This is a genomic window from Micromonospora sp. CPCC 206060, assembly GCF_036906895.1.
In the GTDB taxonomy this organism is placed as follows: domain Bacteria; phylum Actinomycetota; class Actinomycetes; order Mycobacteriales; family Micromonosporaceae; genus Micromonospora.
In genome coordinates this window covers 51,888-77,264 of sequence record NZ_JBAKHU010000031.1, presented here as the reverse complement: position 1 = coordinate 77,264, position 25,377 = coordinate 51,888, and the positions used below count along the sequence as shown (strand labels likewise).

Genomic DNA, 25,377 nt, shown 5'->3' with positions numbered 1-25,377 from the left:
TCAACTTTTACCGATCACCACCACGCCGGACATCCATCACAACCGGGCACCTTCAGCCCATACGAAACGGCCTAGTCCCGCTGTCCCGGTGGGTCAGGTTGCCACACGTGGGACGCGGCTTTCCCGGCGGCGATCTCCGCGGCTATCCGGGCGTTCTCCCGCTGGTCGGCCTCACGGCGGGCCCGCTTGGCGATCCCGGCCGCGATCTCGGCCTGCCTGCGGGCCATGGCTCGGGCAGTTCCATCACTGACGCGGGCGCTGACCCGCTGACGTGACCAGTCCTCGTCGCGGACCGCGGCCCGGTGGTCCTGCTCCTCCTTGGCCACCCGCATCGCGGCGGACATCTCGGTCCACCAGCCGCGCATGATGTTCTCCTCATCCGGCCGGTCGCGCCACCGCCACGCCCGCAGACGCTGCCGCAGCGTCCACATGATTTTGTCCGGGCTCTCCCGTACCGACCAGGCCACACCCTGGCCAGGATGCGGCTGGTTGTCCGGCAGGTGGTCCAGGGCCCGCAGGACATCCCGCACACACCAGCCAGCTTCGAAGTACGGCCGCAGGATCTCGTAGACGTTGTCCGGATTGCACCGGGCCAGCGCCGGCACCCGGACGCCGATCAGTCCGACGGCCGCCTCGATCTCGCCCCGACCGTCCGGTACCTGGGTCGGACTGAACGGCAGCTCCGCCAGCGGCCGCGCGCAGCTGGCACAGCGCCACACACCACGGTCGTTCCACCCGCCGGCTGCCCCGAGGACTGGCCGCCGTTCCCTCTCCCCGCAGGCGGGGCACGGAGCGGACGGCGGACGCAGAGATGTCGAGCGTTCCCAGGACTCCGCGGACATAGGGCCACCTCCAAGAGCCCGCACCCTACCGCGCCCGGACGGCCCGGAAGCCTGGTATCCGCGCCGTCGTGTCCCGGCCCGGTACCGGATGTGCGAAGCGGTTCCGTTGCCGCGTTGCGCCGATCGGCGCGGACCGCCGCCACCCCGATGCCGGACGACCGGGCAGCGGTTTCGGATGCCGTGAAACACCACTGATCGACGTTGTCGCGGAAGGCGGCACCGGAACGGTACCGCCTTCCACAAGCCGGCCCCGCTGGCACGGTGACCGGGCAAAGCGCCTGTCCAGGTCAACGGACGACAGCGACCGCCACCGTGAGTATCCATATCCTCACAACGGGCGCTGGATTGGCTGCGCAATCGCAATGGTGCCCTTCCGGACGGAGCGAGGGAAGGCTCCTCGCCCGGGAATAACCCGTCCGAGACAAGCAACGTCGGGCCAACCAACCCGTTCGGGGTGCCTCTCTGTCGCCGTCCGATGTTTCTCCACGGCGTCCGAAACTGTTTGCGCCCCGTCCGAGCTGCAAAAATGCTACTACCGAGGGCTAGTCCACCACTCAGTTCCGGATACCGGAAACGTCGGCCGACTTCTGACGTTTCCCGACGGAACCAGAATTCGGATGGAAGCGATTTGCGCCATTTGAACCATTGGTCTTCTCGGTCAAGATCAAGACGGTTTCGGGTGACAGGAGAAAACAGGGTCTTGTTGCCTCCGCAGATCTTTCTCCGCGAGGATCTCCAATGTTGTTCAACCCGCGCGGCGCCTCTGGCAGGGCGTGTGCAGGCACCCAGGACAGCGGAATACCAGGTCAACGGACGAGTTCCAAATTGAAAAGAGGAAAGAAGTGGTTGCGACCTCTGGTGGGTTCACCAACGACGAGTGCCTGTCACATCTCGCCGCCCCTGTGGTGGCACTGATCGTGATCGTCGTTCTCATCAAGTCCCTGGTCGCTGCGGGCAGCGAGCCGGAGTTGACGATCGGGTGCGGTTGCCTGCTGGCCGGGACGGCTGTCCGGCTGCCGCGTCGCTGAGTGACGTAGCGACTGGACAGGTCCGGTGCCGAGGAAGAGGGCGCCGCTTGAGCCTACGTCGGCCGGTCCGGTCGCGGAGTTCGCACATGGCTTACGCGAACTCCGCGTCCGGGCGGGCATGCCGACGTACGAGGTGATGGCGCGCGACGGGTTGAGCAACAAGAGCAGCCTGTCTAAAGCAGACAAAGGTATCAATTTTCCCAGCAAGGATGTGACGCTGGCATACGTGCGGGCCTGCAACGGTCCGGTCGCCGACTGGAAGGCCAAGTGGGAGCAGGTTGCCAAGAAGATAGGTCACCCGTCCGTCCGGTCGAAACGGCCGCTCCCCCTCACCTCGGTTGCCACCCCACTCGATTCCGTCAACCCGGTGGACGCACTGACCGTCGAGGAGTTCCGGGCCAGACTGCGGCAGGTACGCGAGCGCGTCGGCAACCCGTCGTACAAGGAGATCGAGGTGCAGGCCCGGCTCAAAGGTCTCGCACTGCCGGCGAGCACGGTCTTCGACATGCTCAAACCTGCCGGGAAGACGCTGCCGCGCGACGATCGGATCGTCGTTTTCCTAACGGTGTGCGACATACCGCAGCGGGAACACGACCTCTGGATCAGAACCCGACAGTCGATCAAGGCCCGACAGATTCAGGTCTCCAGTTCGCGGCCGGCGATCTCGGCGGCACTCAGGTCCGACGAGGATACGGCTGCCACTCCGACCGATTCACTGCTCGACCAGTCGACAATCAAGATCCTGCAAGCCGAGAACCATCAGTTGAGGCTGAAACTCAAGTCATACGAGGTTCGTCTCCAGTGGCCCACGCTCGATCGGGATGATCCCCGTGGCGCGATAGTGCGTCCGTACGTCATCCAGCAGGCGACGTCCGTACCTGGGAAGGAGTCGGAGCCGGCTCCCGGCTCCTCGGATGGACCGCAGTCAGCCGACGCAGGGGGATGGCGCGCAGCGACAGAGCCGCTCCCCCGTTTCCGTGGCGTTGCCCGGGTGCCGTCACCCTGGGAGATCACCCAGGAGACCACCTGGGAGACGGGGTACCGGGTCACCTGCAAAGCCTCGTACGGGCCACGGCTCTACCAGCCGCTGCCCATGCTGGCTTCCCCGACCCATGCCTGGCTGGAGGACCCGTACGAGCATTGGATCCGCCAGTTCCAGGCGCAGCCGCTGCCCATGATCGTCCCTCCGACGTGGATCTGGCGGGATGACCCGCACGAGCAGTGGATCCACCAGTTCCAGGAACCGTTGCTCACCAACCCGGTCATCCCGGTTGACCACGCGGACGGCGGCGGGGCCACCACGGCACCGACCCGATACGTCGGCGACCACCGCCCGGAGCGGAGCAGGTGGACGCTGATCGGCAACGCGACCGACCCGCAGGAACAGCTCCCGGTGCCCCCGAGTTGGGCGCTCTACGTCAACGAGCAGACCGGCCGGATCGACCAGGGCGTGCTGGGCATCCGGCTGACGATGAGCATCGTCGTCGTCGCAGCCACGGCAGTAGTCCTGTCCGTGGCCGCAGCCTCGCTGGTCTACGAGCCGTCGCGGGACGCCGGCACTCCCCGGCAACTTGAGCAGATCTACTACGAGATAAATGATCTGGAGCAGATAGGTCCACTCTCGCCCCACAACCCGCAGCAACCGGCGCCGTAGAGCGTCGACCCGCACGACCGTCCGGCCGATCCACCCGGACAGGCCGAGCCGCCCGGCCAGGGTGTGCGTCGTACGCGGCGAGGGCCGGGGCGGCGCCATCGGCACCGCCGTGGTGGCGGCTGCCGAGGCGAGCGGCAACCCGCCTCGTGGCAGCTCCGGAAGCCCGTCCACGCCATGTTCTTCTGTCATGGTGCGACAGGACCGAGGCTGCTCCGTGACCGCGACACGAAGTACGCCGCGTTTTCCATCCGCTTGCCGGCGTCAACTGTGGACGTGACCGGGCGTGAATCCCGGCGATGGTCGATGTGGGACCCGTGGCCGGGCAGGTCGCCGTACCTGCCGGGGCAAAGCCGGTGACGCGGCGCGTCCGGAAGGTTCCCCCAGGTGAGGGGCGAGTGGCTCCCACTGCGGGAAACCAGACGACGGGTCACCGGTTTTGGTATCCGGGGCGGCTGGTGGTACACACCCGGACGGCGGTAGCGTTGCGCAACTGCAGGCGGGCGACACTCGGTCCGCCGGCCGCGCATCATCAGTGCTGTGGCGCGGCTCATCCGCCGGCATCGCGCTGGCGAGCGTATGGAGGATGGCGCATGTCCCACGGCGAGGCTCTGTTCACCTCATCCGAGGAGACCAACTCGCGGCCCAGCTTCGAGCTCGCGCTCCGTGGCTACGACAAGCGGCAGGTGGATCAGTACGTCGCGCGGACGGCAAGCGAGATCTCCAACCTGATGGCCGAGCGCGAGCGCACCTTCGGTCAGATCCAGCACCTGGCCGCGCAGCACCAGCAGCTTCAGGCGGAGCTGAGCGAGCTGCGGCAGCGTCCGCCGCAGCTGGACCGGGCGGCCTTCCGGGATCTGGGCCCGATGGTCGAGCAGATCCTGGCCCTCGCCGAGAAGCAGGCGGAGGCGATCATCAACGCTGCCGCGCAGCGGGCGGCCGACCACGAGGCAGCAGCGGAGAAGGTGCTGGTCGAGGCGCGGGAGCAGGCCGACCGGGTACGGGCGGAGGGCGAGGCGGCCCGGGACGCCGCCGAGCAGGAGGCACAGCGGATCGGCACGGCGAGCGCCGAGCAGGTCGAGAGCGCCCGGACCGAGGCCACGGCCATGCTGGAGGCGGCCCGCGTACAGGTGCAGCAGGAGGTCGAGGCGGCCCGGGCGCAGGCCCAGGAGGAGCTGGCCAAGTGGCGGGCCGACGTGGAGGAGGAGATCGGGGAGCGGCAGGCCGCCGTCGAGCGGGAGCTGACCCAGCAGCAGGCCCTGGCCAACCAGAAGAGTTCGGCGCTGTACGCCGAGGCCCAGCACTACTCGGCTGAGCTGCGTCGGCGGGCGGACGAGCAGGCCGCCATCCAGCAACAGCAGCTGACCGTCGTCCGGCGGGAGATCCAGGCCCTCCAGCAGGCCCTGGCGCAGCAGCAGGCCGACCTGGAGACCGAGAGGCAGCAGCTCGCCCAGTCGCGTCAGGAGCGGGCCGGGATCGACGGCGAGATGTCCCAGCTCCAGCAGCGGCTCACCGAGGTCCGCCAGAACCTGGCGGCCGAGCTGACCCGACTGGAGGAGGCGCGGCAGTCGGCCGAGTCGGCCGAGCGGCACGCCAAGGAGGTACGGGCGCGGGTGCAGCGGGAGGCGAAGCGGGTGGCCGACCTGGCCGCCGCCGCAGTCATCGCCGCCGCTGCGGGCGGCGCGCCGACCAGCGAGTACCCGATCGTGGCGCCGGCCCGACCGGACGCGAACCGGGATGTCGTGCCGCAGGCCGGCGCACCGGCCGTTCCGGCCCACGTCGAGCCGGGGGCGCCGGTCGCCGGCAACGGCCACAACGGGCACGGCTGGCCCGACGGCACCGATGTCGTACCGGCCCAGCGGGGGCCGCAGCCGTCGCTGGCGGTGGCGGAGGCCGAGTAACCGGTACCGCAGGAAGCGGTTGTTCGGCCCCGCGCAGAACGACATGGGGCCGGTACCGTCAGTCGTGGCTCAGCCGTTTCCGCGCTCAGCCGTTTCCGCGTGGGGCGTACATGATCACGGCCACGCCGACGAGGCAGATGGCCGCGCCGATCAGGTCCCACCGGTCCGGGCGGAACCGGTCCACCACCACGGCCCAGGCCAGGGAGCCGGCGACGAAGACGCCGCCGTACGCGGCGAGGATCCGGCCGAAGTTCGGGTCGGGTTGGAAGGTCGCGACGAAGCCGTAGGCGCCGAGTGCGAGTACACCGGCGGCGATCCACCACAGGCCGCGGTGTTCACGCCAGCCCTGCCAGATCAGCCAGGCACCGCCGATCTCGGCGAGCGCGGCCAGGGCGAACAGCAGCAGGGAACGGAGCACGGTCACGCCGCCGACCGTAGCCGGTCGACCCGCACCGACTTCAGGACCGGTGCCTGCAATTGCCAAGATTTTGCAACAAGGACCGGATGGCTCTGGACACCGACCCTGACCCGTAACTAGCGTAGTCGCCATGACTCCTTACAACCTCGATGTCCGGGCCTGGCAGGAGAGCTGGGACCGCCAGCAGGAGGCATACCTGCCGGACCGGGAGCACCGGCTCGACACGATGCTCGACGCGGTCGAGGCGGTCACGGACCGGCCGGACCCCCGGGTACTCGACCTGGCCGGCGGTACCGGATCGATCAGCCTTCGCACGCTGGCCCGCTTCCCCCAGGCGCAGGTCACCCTGGTCGACCTCGATCCGGTCCTGCTCACCATCGCCGAGGCGTCCCTGACCGGCCGGGCCACCGTGGTCACCGCCGACCTCAACGACCCCGACTGGGCGGCGGCCCTGCCGCTGCGCGAGTACGACGCCGTACTGACCGCCACCGCCCTGCACTGGTTGGACGGCGACCGCCTCGCCACCCTCTACCGCGAGATCCGTGACCTGCTGCGCCCCGGCGGGCTCTTCGTCAACGCCGACCACATGCCCGACCCGGGCCTGGCCACCCTCAGCGCACAACTTCTCGATCGGGCCCGCGCCCGCCGCAACGCCCGGTACGCCGCCGGCGCCGTCCTCTCCTGGTCGGCCTGGTGGGAGCAGGTCACCGCCGCTCCGACCCTCGCCCCGCTGGCCGAGAAGCGGCGGCAGATCTACCCCACCGGGCACAGTCCGGAGTGGAGCCCGCCGGCGGACTGGCATCTCGACGCCCTGCGCGCGGCAGGCTTCGCCGAGGTCGGCACCCTCTGGCGGGGCGGTACGGACGCCGCCGTGGCCGGACTGCGCTGACCGCCGGCCGGCCAGGGCGGAGGCTGACCGCGACCGCCGGCCGGCCAGGGCGGAGGCTGACCGCGACCGCCGACCGGCCGGGGCGGAGGCTGACCGCCGACCGGGGTACGGCGCCTGCGGGTGGCACCGGGCAGGATGGCGGTATGCGTCTGGTGTCCCTGCTGCCGTCCGCGACGGAGATCGTCTACGCCCTCGGCCTCGGTGACGACCTGATCGGGGTGACCTTCGAGTGTGAACTGCCGGCTGCCGACCGGGGCCACAAGACCGTGGTGGTCGGCGGTCGGGACACCCGGGGGATGACCCCGACCGAGATCGACGACTACGTCCGGGCCCAGCTGGCGGCCGGCGCCGACCTCTACACCCTGCACTCCGACGCGCTCGCCGGCCTGGCTCCGGAACTGATCCTGACCCAGGACCTGTGCCGGGTCTGCGCCCTGCCCTCGGACCACGTCTCGGACGCCCTGGACTACCTGGGCTGCCGGGCCGACGTGCTGTCGCTGGACCCGTACACCCTGGAGGAAGTGCTCGGCACGATCGTCGCGGTGGGCGACCGGGCGGGCGTACCGGATCGGGCGTCGGCCCTGGTGGCCGGCCTGCGCGACCGGCTCGCGGCGGTCTCGGCGGCGGTGGCCGGCCGGCCGCGCCGCCGGGTGGCCGTGGTCGAGTGGGTCGACCCACCGTTCACCGCCGGGCACTGGGTACCCGACCTGGTGGAGATCGCCGGTGGCCAGCCGGTCGCCACCCGCCCCGGCGCCCGTTCGGTGGAGGTGACCTGGTCCGAACTGACCGGCGCGGCACCGGAGGTGGTGCTGGTCACCCCGTGCGGATTCCACCTGGACGGGGCCGCCCGGCAGGCCGAGACGGTCGCGCCGAGATTCCCGGGCGCCGAGGTGTGGGCGATCGACGCGGACGGCATCGTGGTCCGCCCCGGCCCCCGGCTGGTCGACGGCGTGGCGGCGATCGCCGCCATCCTGCACCCCGGCGCGGTGCCCGAGCCACCGGCCGGCGCGATCATCCGGGTCGCCTGACCAGAGGGGCACAGCCGGCGGCCGGGCGGGGTGTGACCTCCGGCCGTGACGCGCAGTGGTCGGCGCCCCGGGGTGTCCCATCTGCGCGCGGGCCCGACCTCGGTACCGGGTACGCAGGATTATCATGAGGGCGAACGAGACGAATCTGTTTAGGCTGGTACGCCTATCCGATCCGATCTGTACCCGTATCGATGACGGTTCGTGTTCATCCGTCGTCATGCCCCATTCGTAAGGAGCAGCAGGGTGTCCGAGGCATCGCCGTTCAACGCCGTGCCCGCCCGGATCGATCTGCCGAAGGTCGATCACGAGGTGCTGGCCTTCTGGCGGGAGCGGGACATTTTCCAGCGCAGCCTGGCGCAGACCGCCGACGGGCCGCGCTGGGTCTTCTACGAGGGCCCGCCCACCGCCAACGGCCGCCCGGGCGTGCACCACGTCGAGGCGCGGGTGTTCAAGGACATCTTCCCCCGCTACCGGACGATGAAGGGCTACCACGTCCCGCGCCGGGCCGGTTGGGACTGCCACGGCCTGCCGGTCGAGATCGCGGTGGAGAAGGAACTCGGCATCTCCGGCAAGCAGGACATCGAACAGATCGGTATCGCGGAATTCAACGAACGCTGCCGCCAGTCGGTGAAGCGGTACATCGGCGAATTCGAGGCGATGACCGAGCGGGTCGGCTACTGGGTCGACATGTCCGCCCCGTACTGGACGATGACCCCGGAGTACGTGGAGAGCGTCTGGTGGGCGCTCAAGCGGATCTTCGACCGGGGACTGCTGGTCGAGGACTACCGGGTCGCGCCGTACTGCCCGCGCTGCGGCACCGGCCTGTCCGACCACGAGGTCGCCCAGGGGTACGAGACGGTCACCGACCCGTCGGTGTACGTCCGGCTACCCGTGGTCGGTGAGGTCGCCGGGATCACCGGCGTCGATCTGCTGATCTGGACCACCACCCCGTGGACGCTGGTCTCGAACACCGCCGTGGCGGTCCACCCGGACGTCACCTACGTGGTGGCCCGGACCGCCGAGGGCACCTTCGTGGTCGCCGAGCCGCTGGTCGGTGCGGCGCTCGGCGAGGGCGCCGAGATCCTGGCCAGCCTGCCCGGCCGGGACCTGGAGGGCCTGCACTACCAGCGCCCCTTCGACTTCGTCGCCATCCCGGACGCGCACCACGTCCTGCTCGCCGACTACGTGACCACCGAGGACGGCACCGGCCTGGTGCACCAGGCGCCCGCGTTCGGCGCCGACGACCTCGCCACCTGCCGGCGGTACGGCCTGCCGGTGGTCAACCCGGTCCGCCCGGACGGCCACTTCGCCGCCGACGTGCCGATGGTGGGCGGCCAGTTCTTCAAGGACGCCGACCCGATCCTGGTCAAGGAGCTGGAGCGGCGGGGCCTGCTGCTGCGCGCCCTGCGGTACGAGCACAGCTACCCGCACTGCTGGCGCTGCCACACGCCGCTGATGTACTACGCCCAGCTCTCCTGGTACGTCCGCACCACGCAGATCCGGGAGGAACTGCTCCGGGAGAACGAGCGCACCGACTGGCACCCCGAGCACATCAAGCACGGTCGGTTCGGTGACTGGCTGAAGAACAACGTCGACTGGGCGTTGTCCCGGAACCGGTACTGGGGTACCCCGCTGCCGCTGTGGCGCTGCCCGAACGCCCACCTGACCGTCGTCGGATCCCGCGCCGAGCTGGGGACGCTGGCCGGTCGTGACCTCACCGGGCTGGACCCGCACCGCCCGTACATCGACGACGTCACCTTCGACTGCCCGCAGTGCAGCGCCACCGCGGTCCGGGTACCGGAGGTCATCGACGCCTGGTTCGACTCGGGTTCCATGCCGTTCGCCCAGCTCGGCTATCCGCACGTCACGGGCAGCGAGGAGGAGTTCGCCCAGGCGTACCCGGCGCAGTTCATCGCCGAGGCGATCGACCAGACCCGGGGCTGGTTCTACACCCTGATGGCGGTCGGCACCCTCGCCTTCGACCGGTCGCCGTACGAGAGCGTGCTCTGCCTGGGTCACATCATGGCCGAGGACGGCCGCAAGATGAGCAAGCACCTGGGCAACATCATCGAGCCGATCCCGCTGATGGACCGGCACGGTGCCGACGCGCTGCGCTGGTTCATGCTCTGCTCGGGTTCGCCCTGGTCGCCGCGCCGGGTCGGGGACAGCGCGATCGACGAGATCGTCCGCCGGTTCCTGCTCACCTACTGGAACACCGTCTCCTTCTTCACCCTGTACGCCGAGGCCAACGACTGGGCGCCGCAGCCCGCCGCCACGGTCGAGCGGACCCCGCTGGACCGGTGGCTCCTCGCCGAGCTGCACCGCCTGGTCGGCGTGGTCGACGCGGCGCTGGAGGACTTCGACACCACCGGGGCCGGCCGGGCGATCAGCAGCTTCGTCGACGACCTGTCGAACTGGTACGTCCGGCTGTCCCGGACCCGGTTCTGGCAGGGCGACCCGGCGGCGCTGGCCACCCTGCACGAGACCATCGAGGTACTGACCCGGCTGCTGGCGCCGTTCGTGCCGTTCATCGCCGAGCAGGCCTGGCAGGTCGCGGTCCGGCCGGCGGCCCCCGAGGGCCCCGAGTCGGTGCACCTGGCGGCCTGGCCGACCCAGGACGCCAGCCGGCTCGACGAGGGGCTGCGGACGGAGATGGCGACCGTACGCAGCCTGGTCGAGGCGGGCCGGGCCGCGCGGAAGGCCAGTGGCCTGCGGGTCCGGCAGCCGCTCGCGCGGGCGCTGATCGCGGTGCCGGAGCAGCAGACCCCGTCGGAGGAGTTGCTGGCCTACCTGCGGGACGAGCTGAACATCCGTGAGGTGGCACCGCTGCACACGTCCGACACCGTCATCGACGTGACCGTCAAGCCGGACTTCCGGCAGCTCGGCAAGCGGTTCGGCTCGCGTACCCAGCACGTCGCGGCAGCGCTGCGGGCGGCCGACCCGGCCGAGCTGGCGAAGGCGGTCAGCGGCGGCGGCACCACGACGGTACTGGTCGACGGGGAGCCGGTGGCGATCGGCGAGGACGACATCCTGGTCAACCAGACGCCGCGTACCGGCTGGGCGGTCTCCACCCAGCGCGAGGTGACCATCGCACTGGACACCACGATCACCCCGGAGCTGCGCCGGGCCGGCCTGGTGCGGGAGGCGATCCGGCTGGTGCAGGACGCCCGTAAGCAGGCCGACCTCAACATCACTGACCGGATCGAGCTGGGTCTGCGGGCCGACGGCGAGCTGGCCGAGGCGATCCGCGAGGGTCGGACGGAGATCGCCGAGGCGGTGCTGGCGGTCAGTCTGGTGGAGGACGAGCTGTCCCCGGCGGACCTGGCGCACACCGACGAGGAGATCGGCCTGCGGCTCTGGATCAGGCGCGCCGAACGGTGACGGACCGGGGGCGTTGGTACTCGGCCAACGCCCCCGGCACGCTGAGGTCGGTGCCGTGATCCGCACCCGCTCCCGCTAGGCGCAGCGGTCAGGGTAGTGACGGAAGGTTATTCCCTGCCTACGCTTACCGGATGCGTGAAGGTGAGCGGTTCAGCCTCCGGTCAGGTATCAGCATCGTCGTCCGGCACGAGGTACGGCCGACCGAGCTGCGGTCGCCGATTGTGCCGGCGGACGCCGCCCGCCTGGTGGATCAGGGCGTCGCGGTCACCGTGGAGGAGTCCCCCCAGCGGGCTTTTCCGATCTCGGACTTCATCGACGCCGGCTGTGCCGTCGCTCCGGCGGGGAGCTGGGTGGATGCCCCGGACGGGCAGTACGTCGTCGGCCTCAAGGAGCTCCCCGACGAGCCGGCCGCGCTGCGGCACCGGCATGTGTTCTTCGGCCACGCCTACAAGCAGCAGCCGGGCGCGCCGGAGCTGCTGCGCCGTTTCACCACGGGTGGCGGCGTCCTGCTGGATCTCGAGTATCTGGTCGACGACAACGGTCGCCGACTCGCCGCGTTCGGCTACTGGGCCGGTTATGTCGGTGCCGCGCTCGCGGTCCTGCACCACCGTGGTCGGCTCGTCGCGCCGCTGCGGCCCATGTCACGACCGGCACTGGACGACCTGCTGCGGGAACGGCTCCCCGGTACGCCACCCCGGGTGCTGGTCATCGGGGCGCTCGGCCGGTGTGGCCGGGGTGCGGCCGACGCGTTGCGGGTCGCCGGTATCGAGCCGACCTGCTGGGACGTCGCCGAGACCCGGTCGTTGGACAGCGCCGCACTGCTGGAACACGACATCCTGGTCAACGCGGTCCTGGTCACCGAGCCGACGCCGCCCTTCGTGACCAGGGAGATGCTGCGGCAGCCGACCCGCCGGCTGACGGTGGTCGCGGACGTCACCTGCGACGCCGGATCGACCGGAAACGTGCTGCCGATCTACGACCGCGTCACCGACTGGGCGCAGCCGGTTCGACGGCTGGACGATGTGGGCCGGCCGTTGGACCTGATCGCCATCGACAACCTGCCGTCGCTGCTGCCCGTCGAGGCGAGCACCACGTTCTCGGCGGAACTGACCCCGCACCTGCTGTCCCTCGCACCGGCACCGGCACCGGTCGGGGCCGGCGCGCTGCCGTGGCAGCGCTGTGGGGACGAGTTCCGGCGGGCCAGTGCGGCCCACTGCCCGACCGGGGAGCTGAGCGATGTCTGAGGCGATCGCGGCGAGCGGCACCGTGCACTGGATCGGCGCGGGTCTCTCCACCGGCAGCGGACTGCGGGTGCTCTGCGACCGGGCGCGCCGCGTCCTGGTCTGGGCGCGCAGCACCGAGCGGGCGGGGAAGCGCCTGGCCCAGCTCGGTCTGGCCGGCCGGGCCGAGGTACGGACGTATGACCCGTCGGTCCTCGCCGACGAGTTGGGGGCCGGTGATGTTCTCGTGTCGATGCTGCCTGCGGGTGAGCACGCCGACCTGTTGCGGCTGTGCATCGAGCGGCGGGCGCACTTCGCCTGTAGCAGTTACGTCTCTGCGGACATCCTGGCGGCGGTACCGGCCGCGCAGCGGGTCGGGGTGGCCGTGCTGACCGAGGCCGGTCTCGACCCGGGCATCGACCATCTCTTCGCGGATCTGCTGGTGGAACGGGCACGTGCCGTCCTGGGTGAGGGTGCGGGTACGGCGGAGTTCGTCTCGTACTGCGGCGGTGTCCCGGCGACGGCCAACGAGTTCCGGTACCGGTTCAGCTGGGCGCCACACGGGGTGCTGAACGCGCTGCGCGCACCGAGCCGGTTCATCGCCGACGGCGTACCGCAGGTCGCCGACCGGCCGTGGGAGGCCACCCGGCCGTTCGGCCTGGATGGCGAGGCGTTCGAGGTCTACCCGAACCGGGACAGCATCCCCTACATCCAGCAGTACGCCTTCCCGCCGTCCTGGCGGGTCCGGACCTTCGTCCGGGGCACGCTACGCCTCGACGGGTGGCAGCAGGCGTGGGCGGATGTCTTCGCGGTGCTGCGTACCGGTGACGACAGACGTATCGCCGCTCTGGCCGAGGACCTCGCTGCCCGCCATCCCACCACCGAGAACGACCGGGACCGGGTGGTGCTCGTCGTGGGGCTCACCGTGCACGCCGATCACGGCGCCGCGTGGTCCGGCAGGTACCTGCTCGACATGACGGGTACGGCGTCCGAGAGCGCGATGGCCCGATGCGTCTCGCTTCCGCTGGCTTTCGGCGTTACCGAGATCATGGCCGGGCGGACCCCGGCCGGCCTCCGACAGGCTGCGCAGAGCGCCGAGGGCGCACGGCGGTGGCTGGCGTTCCTGACCGGTGAGGGTATTCCCTGCCGGCTCGAAGAGATCTCCTGACCGACCGGACCGCGCTCCCGCCGCCCTGGCCACGTCCCGTACCGGCGGCGATGCCGTGGTGGCCGGATCCGATGTCGCTGGTCGGATCCGGCCCACCACGAAATGATCAGCACAATTGATCAGGCGAAATGATCAGGCGAATTGATCAGCGGTGACCCGACAATCATTTTGTCGCCTATCTGCACCTTATTGACGCACCTTGATCACTTTAGTAGGGTCGATCCCGGCGACATCATTCGAGCAACATCTGGATCATCGCCAACAAAAATCGGGGGACACGGGACGTGAAGAGAGTTAGCGTGGGCGCCAGGACGACTCACCGGGCCACCTGGTCCGCATTCGACCTACCGGGCCTGTTCTGATCTTCGGGGTCACACCAGTCAGGTGACGACATCCCACCGGTCCGCGACGCCTTCCACACCTCAACTCTGACCATCAACGCTCCGACATCTGCGGCGCGGAAACCTGCCATTTTCGGGACGGGCAGTTGTGCCGGTCCCGGCGGCTGAGTTCGCCCATCAGGGTGTCGGTGACGCCGGGACAAGCTCGCCACCGGAGAACGGATCGCACCGGCCCGTTCGACACCCGGCCGTCCCGAGAGATGCGCGACCGCACCGTGCACCCGCACCGGAAATCCGATCGAGGCACGTTCCAGGTGCCCGGACGAAAGCCAGTACGACAGCACTATTCCCGTTGGAAGCACAGCGACTGCTAATCGGGAGAAAATTGTGGATCTGACACCCTCGAACTCCCCGTTGCGCGTATCGAAAGAGACGGGAGGTTGAGCCGTGCCGAAAAGTGATGCGCGTTCGCACTACAGCGTCGTGGGCATCGGCGCGGGACCGGCCAACCTCAGTCTCGCGTCGCTCCTGCACGGCCACCAGGAGGTGTCGAACCTCTTCCTCGACCGGAAGCCCACCTTCACGTGGCACGACGGGCAGCAACTGCCCGACACCACCCTGCAGGTGTCCATGTTCAAGGATCTGGTCAGTCTGGCCGATCCGACGAACAGGTTCTCCTTCGTCTCCTACCTGCACGCGCAAGGCAGGATCTACCACTTCCTCAACGCCCGTTTCGACGCGGTCCCACGGCAGGAGTTCCGCAACTACCTGGAGTGGGTGGCGGAACAGAACAGCAACATCGTCTTCGGCGAGGAGGTGCTGTCGGTGGATTTCGACGGGACCTTCGTCGTCCGGACGGGGCACCGGACGGTGACCGCGGACAACATCTCGGTCGGTGTGGGCAACCGGCCCTGGACACCACCGATGGCGGCGGACCTGCTCGGCGACCAGCAGTACCACGTCAGCGAGATCACGACCAGGGCCCGGGAGCTGGGCGGCAGGCGGGTCTGCGTCATCGGGGGCGGACAGTCCGGGGCGGAAGCCTTCCTGAATCTGATCAGCCGGCCCGAGCCCAACCGGCCCCGGCGCGTGTCCTGGGTCACCCGACGGGTCAACTTCCTCCCGATCGACGACTCGCCCTTCACCAACGACTTCTACATGCCGAGCTACTCCGACTACTTCTTCCGGCTCGACCCGGCCAAACGGCGGGAGTTCAACCTCCGACAGGTGTTGACCAGTGACGGCATCTCCGAGGCGACGCTGCGCGAGATCTATCAGCGCATCTATCTGCACCGGTTCGTCGAGGACGCCGAGGATCTGGTCGCGCTCCACCCGAACTGCGAGGTGACCGATGTCCAACGGGGCAACGGGGCGGCATGGGTGGTCAGGGTCGCCAACAGCAACCACCCTGGCGTTACCGGACACATCGATGCCGATGTGGTCATCTGGGCGACCGGGTTCCGTGCCGCCGAGATGAACTTCCTCGACCCGATCGCGCACCGGCTCAGCCGCGAGGGCGACAAGCTCAAGATCGATGAGAGCTTCGCCGTCCAGTGGGACGGGCCCGCTGATCGCAACATCTTCGTGCACAACGCCGCGCAGGAGCAACGCGGCCTCGCCGACCGCAACCTCAGCCTCATTGCCTGGCGCAGTCAGCGGGTCGTCGACCGGCTACGCGGGGTACGCAGCGACGAGCAGTTGCCGTCCTTCATCGACTGGACAGCCAAGCTCGGCCCCGGCGAAGCGATGGAGGCCAGGTCGGCATGAGTGATGCAGATGTCGTCATCGTCGGCGCGGGGATCATCGGATGCCTCGTCGCCCGGAAGCTGAACTCGGTCAGCCCAGGGCTTTCCGTCATGGTCATCGACCGGGACGCGGCCGGGAACGGCGCCAGCAGACGCTCGGCAGGACTCCACTTCCCCCGTGGGGGGACCGCGCGGGTACGGGAGATGGCCGCCGAGAGTCAGGACTACTACACCAGGCTGCGCGCCGATGACCCGACGCTGCCGATCCACCCGCTGGCCATGTCGGTGCTCATCGCCGACTCCGACGACGGATCCCTGCGCCGACGCTATCTCGACCGGGCCAAGCTTCGTCGGGTCGACGGCGTGCCGGGCGATCTGGTCACCCCGCCGGAGAACACGACGGTCTGGGCCGGGGACGGCTGCCACTACGCCGACGTGGCCGCACTGACCGCCGCCCTGGCCCGGGAGCTGCGGCCAGCCGTCCGTTTCCGTGAGGGCATCGAGGTCACCGCGATCGAACCGGCCGCGACCGAGGTACTGCTCCGACTGCGTACCGGTGAATCGGTGAGCACTGGGGCCGTGGTGCTGGCACCCGGGCCATGGCTGCACTCGCCAGCCTGGCGGGAACTGACCCGTCCGCTCCGGTCGCGGGTCAAGAAGGTGGTGGCCCTGCATGTCGACCACCGGGTGACCAGGGACGACGGGGCGGTGGTCTTCGAGGACGAGGACGCCTTCCTGTTGCCGCTCGTCCACCGCGACCACTGGTTGTTCAGCTACACCTGCCAGGAGTGGGACGTCGAGCCCGACGCGCTCACCAGCGGGTTGTCCCGTGCCAACCTGGCCGAGGCACACGACTGCCTGGGTGCCTACTCGCCGGTGCTGGCGGATCTCGCCACGGCGGGTCGGGTCTTCTGCGATGCCTACAGCCCCAGCCGCGAACCAATCGTGCGCCTGCTCGGCGACAGCGGTCGGGTCGTCTTCGCGGGCGCCGCGAACGGCTCCGGCTACCGGCTGGCTCCCGCCATCGCCACGGAGGTGGCGCAGCTTCTCCCCAGCCAACCCGGACAAAGGATCTGCGCGTGATCGTGAGTCGTTTCAGTCGTAGCGAACTGTCCGCCGCCTTCGGCATCGAGATGAGTTCGATCGACGGCCCCGGGCCGGGATCGGGTTGGGGAAGGGTCGCCCCGGGTGGCCGCAGTGATCCGCACCAGCACGACGAGACCGAGGTCTTCGTCATCGTCAGCGGCTCGGGGGACCTCCTGGTCGACGGGGAGCGGACGCCGGTCGGGCCGGGGTCGGTTGTCGTGGTCGAGCCCTTCGAGACGCATGTCATCGAGAACACCGGCCCGGACGACCTCGTCTTCTTCGACCTGTACTGGCGGGATCCACTCAGGGCGGTGGAAGCCGCAGGCGCGGTACGCCAGCGGTTCGGGCAGCGGCCGGTCTTCGTGTTCTCCACCCCCCCGACCCCGAACGGCGACCTGCACCTCGGGCACCTCTCCGGGCCGTACCTGGGCGCTGACGCCTTCGTCCGGTTCCAGCGCATGAACGGCACCGACGCCTGGCACCTCACCGGCAGCGACGACTACCAGAGTTACGTCGTCGAGCGGGCCAGGCGGGACGGGACGGAACCGGCGGAGACCGCGGCACACTTCTCCGCCGCGATCCGCGCCACGCTCCACCTGATGGACATCACGCCCGACCAGTACACGGTCACCAACGACGACGAGGGGTATGCACCGGGCCTGCGGAGGTTCTTCTCCCGGCTGGTCGCGTCGGGTTCGGTCCGCCCGCAGGAGACCGGGGCGGTGTTCGACGACGAGACAGGCGCATACCTGTACGAGGTCTCGGTGTCCGGCGGGTGCCCGGGGTGCGGCGGGGAGACCTCGGGCAACATCTGCGAGGAGTGCGGCGAGCCGAACACCTGCGCCGACCTCACCGACCCTCGGGCAAGCCGTTCCGGTGCACCCGCCCGCCCGGGCCGGATCACCCGGTTCTGCCTGCCGTTGCACGAGTTCGGGGCGCAGGTCGCCGACCACCACCGGACCGGTCGGGTGCCGGTCCGGCTGCGTGAACTGGCCGCCAGGGTGTTCCACCGTGGACGTCTCGACCTGCCGGTCACCCATCCCTCCGGGTGGGGTGTGACGCCGGACGAGCCGGGTGCACCCGGGCAGGTGATCTGGGTCTGGCCGGAGATGGCCTACGGCTTCCTGCACGGCATCGAGCTGCTGGGTCGCCGGCTCGGCCGGCACTGGCAGGCCGACGCGCCGGAGCAGGACTGGAAGATCGTGCACTTCTTCGGCTACGACAACAGCTTCTACCACTCACTTCTCTACCCGGTGCTGTACGGGTTGGCCTTCCCGCGCTGGCGCCCTGACATCGACTACCACGTCAACGAGTTCTACCTGCTCAGCAAGGAGAAGTTCTCGACCAGCCGGAGGCACGCCATCTGGGGCCGGGACATCCTCGGCCCGGACAGCGTGGACGCGGTGCGCTATTTCCTCGCCAGTACCCGGCCGGAGGGGCGCCGTACGAACTTCGAACCCTCGGCGTACGAGGCGGTCCTGCGGGACACCCTGATCGGCTCGTGGCAGCGCTGGTTGACCGAACTGGGTGGCCGGGTACGGAAGTGGTACGGGAATGTCACGCCCGATGCCGGTGTGTGGCGGCCCGAGCACACCGCCTTCCTCGACCGTCTGCACACCCGGCTCACGGCGATCACCGGCAGCCTCGGCCAGGACGGGTTCTCGCTGAACCAGGCGGCAGCCGAGCTGACCGGCATCGTCACCGACGTCACGCGCTTCACCGGCTCGGCGTACGCGCTCCAGGACGACGAGCGGTGGCACGACGAGCGACGGACCACGGTCGCGCTGGAGCTGGCCGCCGCCCGACTCGTCGCCGCGTGCGCGGTGCCGGTGATGCCACGGTTCGCCGCGCGGCTTGCCGGCTGCCTGGGGTTGCCGGAGATCGCGACCTGGCCGCGCACGGTCGAACTGCTGCCGGCGGGGACCCGTATCGACCTTGCCGACACGATCTTCTTCACGGCCGACCGAGGAGTACGGACCGGACATGACCTCACCAATGCCTGACCACGTTTCGTCGCCGCCGCTCCAGAATGTGCTCAACACGATCAGCCTGAACCGGTGCGAGGACACCCGGCACCGGATCTTCTTCCGCCAGGACGGCCAGATCAGCTCACTGACCCTGGCCGAGTTCGACCGGCAGGCGACCAACCTCGCCCAGCACCTGCACGCATTCGGGGTCCGGCCCCGGGACCGGGTCGGGGTCATGTCCGGGAACCGGATCGAGTGGATGCTGATCGACATCGCCGTACTGAAGCTCGGCGGCGTCACCGTCGGGCTGGAACCCAACCGGTTCGAGCCGGCGGAACTGGTCGACAAGTACAGCCTCGCGTTCCTCTTCGTGGAGGGTGCCGCGCAGCGGGGCGCGGTGTACGACATCACGGCGGTCCGGGCCTGGACGGAGCACGGTCCGGCCGGGGCGGCCGAACTCCCGCTGCACGCCGGGTACGACCCGGCCGACATCTGCGCGATCAAGCAGACCTCCGGCAGCACCGGCGTCCCGAAGGGCATCGAAGCGACGGTGGCGAGCATCAACAGTTCGCTGACCGAGGTGCAGCGGATGTTCGACCACCGGGACGGCGACCGGCTCCTGGTCTTCATCCCGGTCTTCTTCCTCCAGCAGCGGTACTGGACGTACTCCGCGCTGACGAACGGGCACGACGTCATCCTGGCGGACCTGGACCACGTACTCGACATGGCCCAGGCATTGTCACCGACCGTGGTGATGGGCGTGCCGGGCTTCTACGAACAGCTCAAGTCGCGGCTCGAAGCGACGGCGCTGCCCGTCGACGCCGACGGTCGACGGGATGCCATCCAGGCCCAGCTCGGTGGAGCGGTCCGGTACCTGTGGACCGGCTCGGCCGCCGCGAGCCGGGCGGTCCTGGAGTTCTTCAACGACGGTGGGGTGCCACTCTACGAGGGTTACGGGCTGAACGAGACCTGCATCGTGTCGAAGAACCATCCGGGCGCTTTCCGCATCGGCAGCGTGGGCCGGGTGCTACCGAACAAGAGGATCCGGTTCGACCGGGACGGCGTTCTGATCGTCGGTAGCAGGGAGCCGGTCAACTGCCGCTACACCTGGTGCGCCCCGGGTGCGAACGAACGGACCTACCTGCCGACCGGCGAGGTGAAGACGTACGACATCGGCTATGTCGACGAGGACGGCTTCCTCTACGTGCAGGGCCGGGTCGACGACATGGTCACGTTGAGCACCGGGTACAACGTGCTGCTCACGCTGGTCGAGGAGAGGATCCGCGAGCATTCCGACGTGCACGACTGCGTGCTCTACGGCAACGCCAGACCGTTCCTGACCGCGGTCATCTCGCCGGCCTCCCCGGATCTGGATGCCCGGTCCCTGGGCCAGCACCTCGGAAAGCTCAACGTGGAACTGCGTAACGAGCAACGTATCCATGCCCTGGTGGTGGCCGACGAGCAGTTCTCACCCGACAACGGCCTGCTCAACGCGCAGTTCAAGCCGATGCGTGGAGACATCTACCGCCGGTATGCCGCGGAGCTTGACAGGATCTACCAGCAGATAGACGGATACCGGGTCGACCCGCAGGCGGCGAATCCGTTTGTGATGAACGCCGGAAAGGCCGCAGGCCAGTGAAGCATTGGAGCGAGAAGTGAGCTGGAACGCCCTGAAGGACCTGACCCTGACCAATGACCGGGTCGTGCTCCGCCGCGTCCGGATCGGGGACCTGGCGGAGTTCGGGCAGATCGCGTACCACGAGGACATCTGGCGTTACTTCGTGAGCCGGATCGCGACGCCCGCAGACCTGGATCAGTTCATCGAAACCGCAGTCCACGACACGCTCAGCGGCAGCCGGATCGTCTTCGCGATCGTCGACCGCGAAACCGGTCGGATCGCCGGCAGCACCGCGTACGGCAACATTTCCGAGTCGGAGCGACGGCTGGAGATCGGCTGGTCATGGGTGGCTCCGGCGGCCCGGCGGACCGGCCTCAACCGGGCCACCAAGCTCGCCCTGCTCGACCACGCCTTCGACGTCCTCGGTTGCGAACGTGTGGAGTTCAAGACCGACGTGCTCAACGTCGCCGCGCGGGCCGGTCTGGCCGGGATCGGGGCGCAGGAGGAGGGCGTACTGAGGAGCTTCAACTACATGCCGGGCGGACGGCGCCGCGACGTCGTCTACTACAGCATCCTGCGGGACGAATGGCCGGCTGTGCGGCGGGAACGGTTCGCTGCCCTGACGGCGGAGCCCGCACGCTGACCGCCCGCCGACAAGCAGAGAGAGCTGGAGTGTTGGAAACCGAGGATTTCGTCTTCACCGTGCACGAGCAGCGACTGGCGGCGACGAAGATCTATCCCCCGGACCGCAGCGAGCCGACCGTGCTCCACCTGCACGGCCTCGGCAACACGGCGAGCCGGCACACCATCCGGTACCTGTTGGAGCCGCTGGCCATGGACGGACACGGGTCCATGACGTTCGAGTTCTCCGGCAACGGCGACAGTACCGGGGTGATGGAGGAGTCCTCCCTGCGCCGACGGCGGGATGAGACCCTCGCCGCGGTCGCGCAACTGGGCACGGATGAGCCACCCGTAATCATCGGCACGAGCATGGGCGCCCACCTGGCCGCCTGGACCGCACCGGAGGTCCGACCTCGGGCGCTGATCCTGTTCTGTCCGGCGGCATATCCGGAACACGCCGACGATCTACGTTTCGACGGCAGTCTCTCCCGTCCCGGAAACTACTCCCATTCACCGGCCTATGCCGGACTCCGGAACTTCACCGGGGACCTGCTGATCATCGCTGCGGAAAACGACACGGTGGCCCCCCGGCAAATCACCGAGGGCTACCTCGAACACGCGCGCCATGCCCGCTCCACAAAGGTTTTGTGGCTCGACTGCTACGATCACTTCGTCCATCGGCGACTACCGGATGACGAAGAACTCAGGACCACGGTACTGGCAGCAATCCTGCATGTGGTCAATTCGAAGCCCGAGAGCCGCTGAGGGGAAGGAACCCGAAATGGCACACGAGGAGAACATCCTGCGTCGGCACGACCTGGCCAGTCTCACACTCGTCGAGCAGGGCTTTCACAGCGGGCCGCTCGCCGAAGCCGCGAAAGCGGCACCGAGCGTCGAACGGCGCAGCGACATCACCCCGGAGCAGTTCAGGCAGGAGTACCGCAGGCAGAACCGGCCGGTGGTCCTGGAAGGTTACGCCGCCGACTGGCCGGCGGTCCGGACCTGGTCCTTCGATCACCTCGCCGAACGCTGCGGATCGGTTCGGGTGATAATTGACAGCTACAACAGCAAGGCGGCCCGTGAGGCAAGCCTGGCCGAGTTCGTGGAGATACTGACGGCGGGGCGGGCGGCAAACCGTTCGCCGGTGTACCTCCAGGAGTGGTACTACAAGACGAGTTGTCCGGAGCTGGCCCGGGACATGCCGGAACTCGATATCGCCCAGTACGACTTCCGCCGCAATCTGTACGGCGATTCGGCATCCACCAACCATCAGCTCTGGCTCGGCCAGCAGGGTGGCATCACCCGACTGCACCAGGACTCGTACATGGTGGATGTCATGCACGCGCAGATCGTCGGCGAGAAGCGTTGGCATGTCATGGGTCCGAAGGCGGTGCTACACAGCGACGACCGTGGTGAGCCGGACCTCGCAGCACTGTGCGAATCGCCGGACACCCAGCTCATGCAGTCCGTGCTGAAGCCCGGCGACGTGCTCTTCCTCCCGGCCATGTGGTTCCACCGCATCGAGCTGCTGACCGACTCGATCGGGCTGGGCAGGAAGTGTCTGGACGAGGCCAATCTCCAGATGCACATGCACCAGCGGATGGCCGAGCTGCTGGCGCTGGCACTGAACTACGACGAGGTGAAGCAGAGCCACCCCGAGCTGGTCGATGTCGTGATGACCCGGAACCGGGTGTGGGCCAACCGGATGAACATCGATCTAGCCAGGCTGCGCCCCTGATCTCGGGCCCACGTCAGGTGTCGTACCAACCGGCCGCCGGGACCCCGTCAACCGATCGGGGTCCGGGCGGCCTCCACCGTCGGATATGAGGACAGGTTCCATGACATCGCAGCACGTTCTGGTGGTCGGCGGGCCGAGCTTTCCCCTGGACAAGGTGGACAGCCTCGGGTTGCGCTACTCCATGGTGCAGATCCCGGAGCTGGTACGGGAGCGCGACCTCAGTGGCGCGGTGCGCTACGCCGTGATCGACTATCGGAAGATCGACGAGGTGTCGGCCATAGCGCGGGCGTGGCACGGCATCGATCCGTTCGACGCGGTCATCTCGTTCACCGAGTACGGCCTGTACCCGGCGGCGCGGTGCGCCGCCGAGCTCGGGATACCGGGCGACAACGTCGAAGCGGTCGTCCTGACCCGCGACAAGCGGAAGACGCGGGACCTGCTCGACCGCCACGGGCTGAGCCCGGTGCGGCACCGCACGTGCGGTGATGTCGAGGAGGCCCGCGCCTTCCTCACCGAACTGAACGGCGCACCCGTCGTGTTGAAGCCCTGCGACGGGGGCCTCAGCGAGGGCGTCTTCATCGTCGAGTCGGAGCACGAGCTCGCCCAGCGCTGGGCCTGGACCCGCGCCGCCACCAGCGGCCCGGTGCTGGTCGAGGAGTTCCTGAGCGGGCCGGAGTACAGCGTCGAGGCGATCTCGATCGACGGCAAGCACGAGATCGTGATGATCACCGAGAAGGTCACCACCGAACTGCCCCGGTTCGTCGAACTCGGCCACCAGGTCCCCGCCCGGCTGACCGACCCGGATCGTGCCCGGATCGAGGAACTGGTGATCCGGTTGCTGGAACTCGTCCGGCAGAAGACCGGGCCGACGCACACCGAGGTCCGCCTCACCCCGTCCGGCCCCCGGATCATCGAGTCGCAGACCCGGATCGGTGGCGACCAGGTGTGGGAGCTGTGCGAGATGGTCAGCGGCGTCGACCTGATGTCCGAGGCCATCGCGGCCATGGTGGGTCTGCCGGCACCGGAACGCGTACCGGTCGCGCAGGCCGCGGCGATCCGCTTCTTTTCGTACGAGAACGTGCGCATCCTCGCGGTCGACAATCTCGCGGCGGCGGCGCAGGCCCGTGGGGTGGTCCGGTTGGAATGCTCCCTGGCGGCCGGGCAGGAGTACGGCGATCTGGCCTCGTCGACGTCCCGCCAGGGCTACGTGCTCTGCACCGGCGCCACGACCGCGGACGCGGTCACCAATGCCGAAGCAGCCCGCGACCTGGTGGCCGTCACCTGGGAACCGATCGCCCGCTAGACCGTCCGGCACGTCGGGTCACGCTCACCCGGCGCACATCCGACCAAGCGCTGAGGAAGCCATGAGCACAGCTACGTCGGCCAGGACCACCGGCTATGTCATCTCGCACTATCTGCTGACCTATCTGGGCTACTACGGCCTGGTCGCCACCCTCGTGGTCACGCTCACCGCGGCTTCCTTCACCGGCCCGCAGGTGGCGCTGCTGGTGATGGTCTTCACCCTGACGAACAAGGTCGCCAACATTCCGCTGGCGCCCTGGCTGGAGCGGATCCCGGCCGCGAACTCGGTACTGCTCGGCTGTCTCATGGCCGCGTCGGGCTTCGTCTGCCTACAGTTCGCCACCGGGATGCCGCTCACCATCTTCTCGCTGGCGTTCGCCGGGGTGGGCATCTCGATCAACGCCCTGGCGAGCAAGCAGTTGGCCGCCGCCGCCAGCGACCGGACCGGTAATCGGGCCCGGCTGTTCTCGCTGGTGAGCATCGCGGTGAACACGGCGGCGGCGGTCGCGGCGCCGGTTGCGCTCATGTTCATCGAGCGGGAACAGCAGGGTTCCGTCCTGTGGGCGGTGGCCGCCGTGTACTGCCTGGCCGGAATCGTGACGTTCTCCCGACGCGCCATCCTGGAACTGGCGGACCGGAAGGGTCCAGCCGCCTCGCCCAGGGTCTTTCTGACCATCCTCCGGCTGCCCGGGGTGCGGTCCTTTCTGATCATCAACTTCTTCTACTGGTTCCTCTACGGCCAGTTGTTCAACGTGCTCGCGGTCCACGTCTCCAAGACGCTCGACTCGCCGGGCCGGCTGGGCTGGCTCTACGCACTGAACGCACTGATGGTGGTCTTCCTGCAACTTTCGGTGACGCATCTCGCCCAGCGCTGGACCAGCGGCCAGGAACTCCTCACCGTGGTCCGGGCATACGCCCTGTTCGTGGTCTCTTTCATGATGGTCTATCTGATCCCCGGATACCTGGGCGCGGTCGTGTTCGTCGTCGTCTTCACGATCGCCGAGATGATGTTCGTGCCCAGTGCGGACGTGCACTTCCTCGGGCTGATCGGCCACGGCAACCGCGCCGTCGGGTACAGCGTCTTCGCCATCAGTACCGCGCTTGGCGAGGCGCTGGGCGGTGGAGCGGGCATCGCCGCCCACCGCTGGCTGACCGATCACGGCTTCGGGCACCAGTTCTGGCTCGGTACGGCCGTGGTGGCTCTGCTCTTCACGCTCCTGACCCAGGGGCTGCGCAGGTCCAGCACCGGCCTGGTGCACGCCGCACCCGGCAGGGTCCGGGTGGGTGACTGACCGGCCACCCGAACAGGCCACCTCACTCTGCGTCAACCACGATCCGCCAACTCCGACACCAATCCCCCCACAAACGGCGGCCCACCCTTCGTTCCGCCGGTCCCCCGCTGCTAATTCGTATTAGTGGCGGGATTTTTCTCG

19 protein-coding genes are annotated in these 25,377 nt (G+C 68.8%); 17 read left to right on the top strand and 2 right to left on the bottom strand.

Going from position 1 to position 25,377, the window contains the following annotated elements; all coding sequences use genetic code 11:
• Window positions 1–71: 71 nt before the first annotated feature.
• Window positions 72–719, bottom strand: a complete 648-nt coding sequence (locus tag V6U90_RS19775; protein ID WP_334438550.1) for a hypothetical protein — start codon at window positions 717–719, stop codon at window positions 72–74.
• 965 nt (window positions 720–1,684) lie between these two features.
• Between V6U90_RS19775 and V6U90_RS19770 the strand changes: the two genes are divergently transcribed.
• The 3 genes from V6U90_RS19770 to V6U90_RS19760 all read left to right on the top strand — a co-directional run bounded on the left by V6U90_RS19770 (window position 1,685) and on the right by V6U90_RS19760 (window position 5,422).
• Window positions 1,685–1,870, top strand: a complete 186-nt coding sequence (locus V6U90_RS19770; protein WP_334438547.1) for a hypothetical protein — start codon at window positions 1,685–1,687, stop codon at window positions 1,868–1,870.
• 118 nt (window positions 1,871–1,988) lie between these two features.
• Window positions 1,989–3,524 (top strand): hypothetical protein, encoded by a 1,536-nt coding sequence (locus V6U90_RS19765; protein ID WP_334438544.1) that lies wholly within the window; start codon window positions 1,989–1,991, stop codon window positions 3,522–3,524.
• Between the two features lie 590 nt (window positions 3,525–4,114).
• Window positions 4,115–5,422 (top strand): hypothetical protein, encoded by a 1,308-nt coding sequence (locus tag V6U90_RS19760; protein WP_334438541.1) that lies wholly within the window; start codon window positions 4,115–4,117, stop codon window positions 5,420–5,422.
• An 85-nt stretch (window positions 5,423–5,507) separates the two neighbouring features.
• Here the strand turns inward: V6U90_RS19760 and V6U90_RS19755 are convergent, their stop codons facing one another.
• Window positions 5,508–5,846: a YnfA family protein gene (locus V6U90_RS19755; RefSeq protein ID WP_334438538.1), complete on the bottom strand. Its 339-nt coding sequence runs from the start codon at window positions 5,844–5,846 to the stop codon at window positions 5,508–5,510.
• A 124-nt stretch (window positions 5,847–5,970) separates the two neighbouring features.
• Here V6U90_RS19755 and V6U90_RS19750 point away from each other — a divergent pair, with 124 nt between their 5' ends.
• The 14 genes from V6U90_RS19750 (at window position 5,971) to V6U90_RS19685 (ending at window position 25,236) form a co-directional block, all read left to right on the top strand.
• Window positions 5,971–6,729, top strand: a complete 759-nt coding sequence (locus V6U90_RS19750; RefSeq protein WP_334438536.1) for a class I SAM-dependent methyltransferase — start codon at window positions 5,971–5,973, stop codon at window positions 6,727–6,729.
• Window positions 6,730–6,872: 143 nt separating this feature from the next.
• On the top strand, window positions 6,873–7,757 hold the full coding sequence (locus V6U90_RS19745) for an ABC transporter substrate-binding protein (protein WP_334438533.1): 885 nt from the start codon (window positions 6,873–6,875) through the stop codon (window positions 7,755–7,757).
• Window positions 7,758–8,000: 243 nt separating this feature from the next.
• Window positions 8,001–11,138, top strand: coding sequence for an isoleucine--tRNA ligase (gene ileS, locus V6U90_RS19740; protein ID WP_334438531.1), 3,138 nt, complete (start codon window positions 8,001–8,003; stop codon window positions 11,136–11,138).
• Window positions 11,139–11,269: 131 nt separating this feature from the next.
• The gene (locus V6U90_RS19735) at window positions 11,270–12,382 is read left to right on the top strand and encodes a saccharopine dehydrogenase (RefSeq protein WP_334438529.1); all 1,113 of its coding nucleotides are present in this window, start codon (window positions 11,270–11,272) and stop codon (window positions 12,380–12,382) included.
• Complete coding sequence (locus tag V6U90_RS19730) at window positions 12,375–13,526, top strand: saccharopine dehydrogenase family protein (RefSeq protein ID WP_334438527.1); 1,152 nt, start codon at window positions 12,375–12,377, stop codon at window positions 13,524–13,526. Before V6U90_RS19735 ends, V6U90_RS19730 begins: the two co-directional genes overlap by 8 nt.
• A gap of 788 nt (window positions 13,527–14,314) precedes the next feature.
• Entirely contained in the window at window positions 14,315–15,634 is a 1,320-nt protein-coding gene (locus tag V6U90_RS19725; RefSeq protein WP_334438525.1) for a lysine N(6)-hydroxylase/L-ornithine N(5)-oxygenase family protein, read from the top strand.
• Window positions 15,631–16,695: an NAD(P)/FAD-dependent oxidoreductase gene (locus tag V6U90_RS19720; RefSeq protein WP_334438523.1), complete on the top strand. Its 1,065-nt coding sequence runs from the start codon at window positions 15,631–15,633 to the stop codon at window positions 16,693–16,695. Before V6U90_RS19725 ends, V6U90_RS19720 begins: the two co-directional genes overlap by 4 nt.
• Window positions 16,692–18,701, top strand: coding sequence for a class I tRNA ligase family protein (locus V6U90_RS19715; RefSeq protein WP_334438520.1), 2,010 nt, complete (start codon window positions 16,692–16,694; stop codon window positions 18,699–18,701). Before V6U90_RS19720 ends, V6U90_RS19715 begins: the two co-directional genes overlap by 4 nt.
• Complete coding sequence (locus V6U90_RS19710) at window positions 18,694–20,304, top strand: AMP-binding protein (protein WP_334438518.1); 1,611 nt, start codon at window positions 18,694–18,696, stop codon at window positions 20,302–20,304. The genes V6U90_RS19715 and V6U90_RS19710 overlap by 8 nt, the downstream gene beginning before the upstream one ends.
• A 16-nt stretch (window positions 20,305–20,320) precedes the next feature.
• Window positions 20,321–20,926 carry a GNAT family N-acetyltransferase gene (locus V6U90_RS19705; protein WP_334438515.1) on the top strand — a complete coding sequence of 202 codons (606 nt, stop codon included), beginning with the start codon at window positions 20,321–20,323 and terminating at the stop codon, window positions 20,924–20,926.
• Between the two features lie 29 nt (window positions 20,927–20,955).
• Complete coding sequence (locus V6U90_RS19700; protein WP_334438512.1) at window positions 20,956–21,669, top strand: alpha/beta hydrolase; 714 nt, start codon at window positions 20,956–20,958, stop codon at window positions 21,667–21,669.
• A 16-nt stretch (window positions 21,670–21,685) separates the two neighbouring features.
• Window positions 21,686–22,642, top strand: a complete 957-nt coding sequence (locus V6U90_RS19695; protein ID WP_334438509.1) for a cupin-like domain-containing protein — start codon at window positions 21,686–21,688, stop codon at window positions 22,640–22,642.
• Window positions 22,643–22,742: 100 nt separating this feature from the next.
• Window positions 22,743–23,945: an ATP-grasp domain-containing protein gene (locus V6U90_RS19690; protein ID WP_334438506.1), complete on the top strand. Its 1,203-nt coding sequence runs from the start codon at window positions 22,743–22,745 to the stop codon at window positions 23,943–23,945.
• 61 nt (window positions 23,946–24,006) lie between these two features.
• On the top strand, window positions 24,007–25,236 hold the full coding sequence (locus V6U90_RS19685) for an MFS transporter (RefSeq protein WP_334438502.1): 1,230 nt from the start codon (window positions 24,007–24,009) through the stop codon (window positions 25,234–25,236).
• Window positions 25,237–25,377 lie beyond the last annotated feature (141 nt).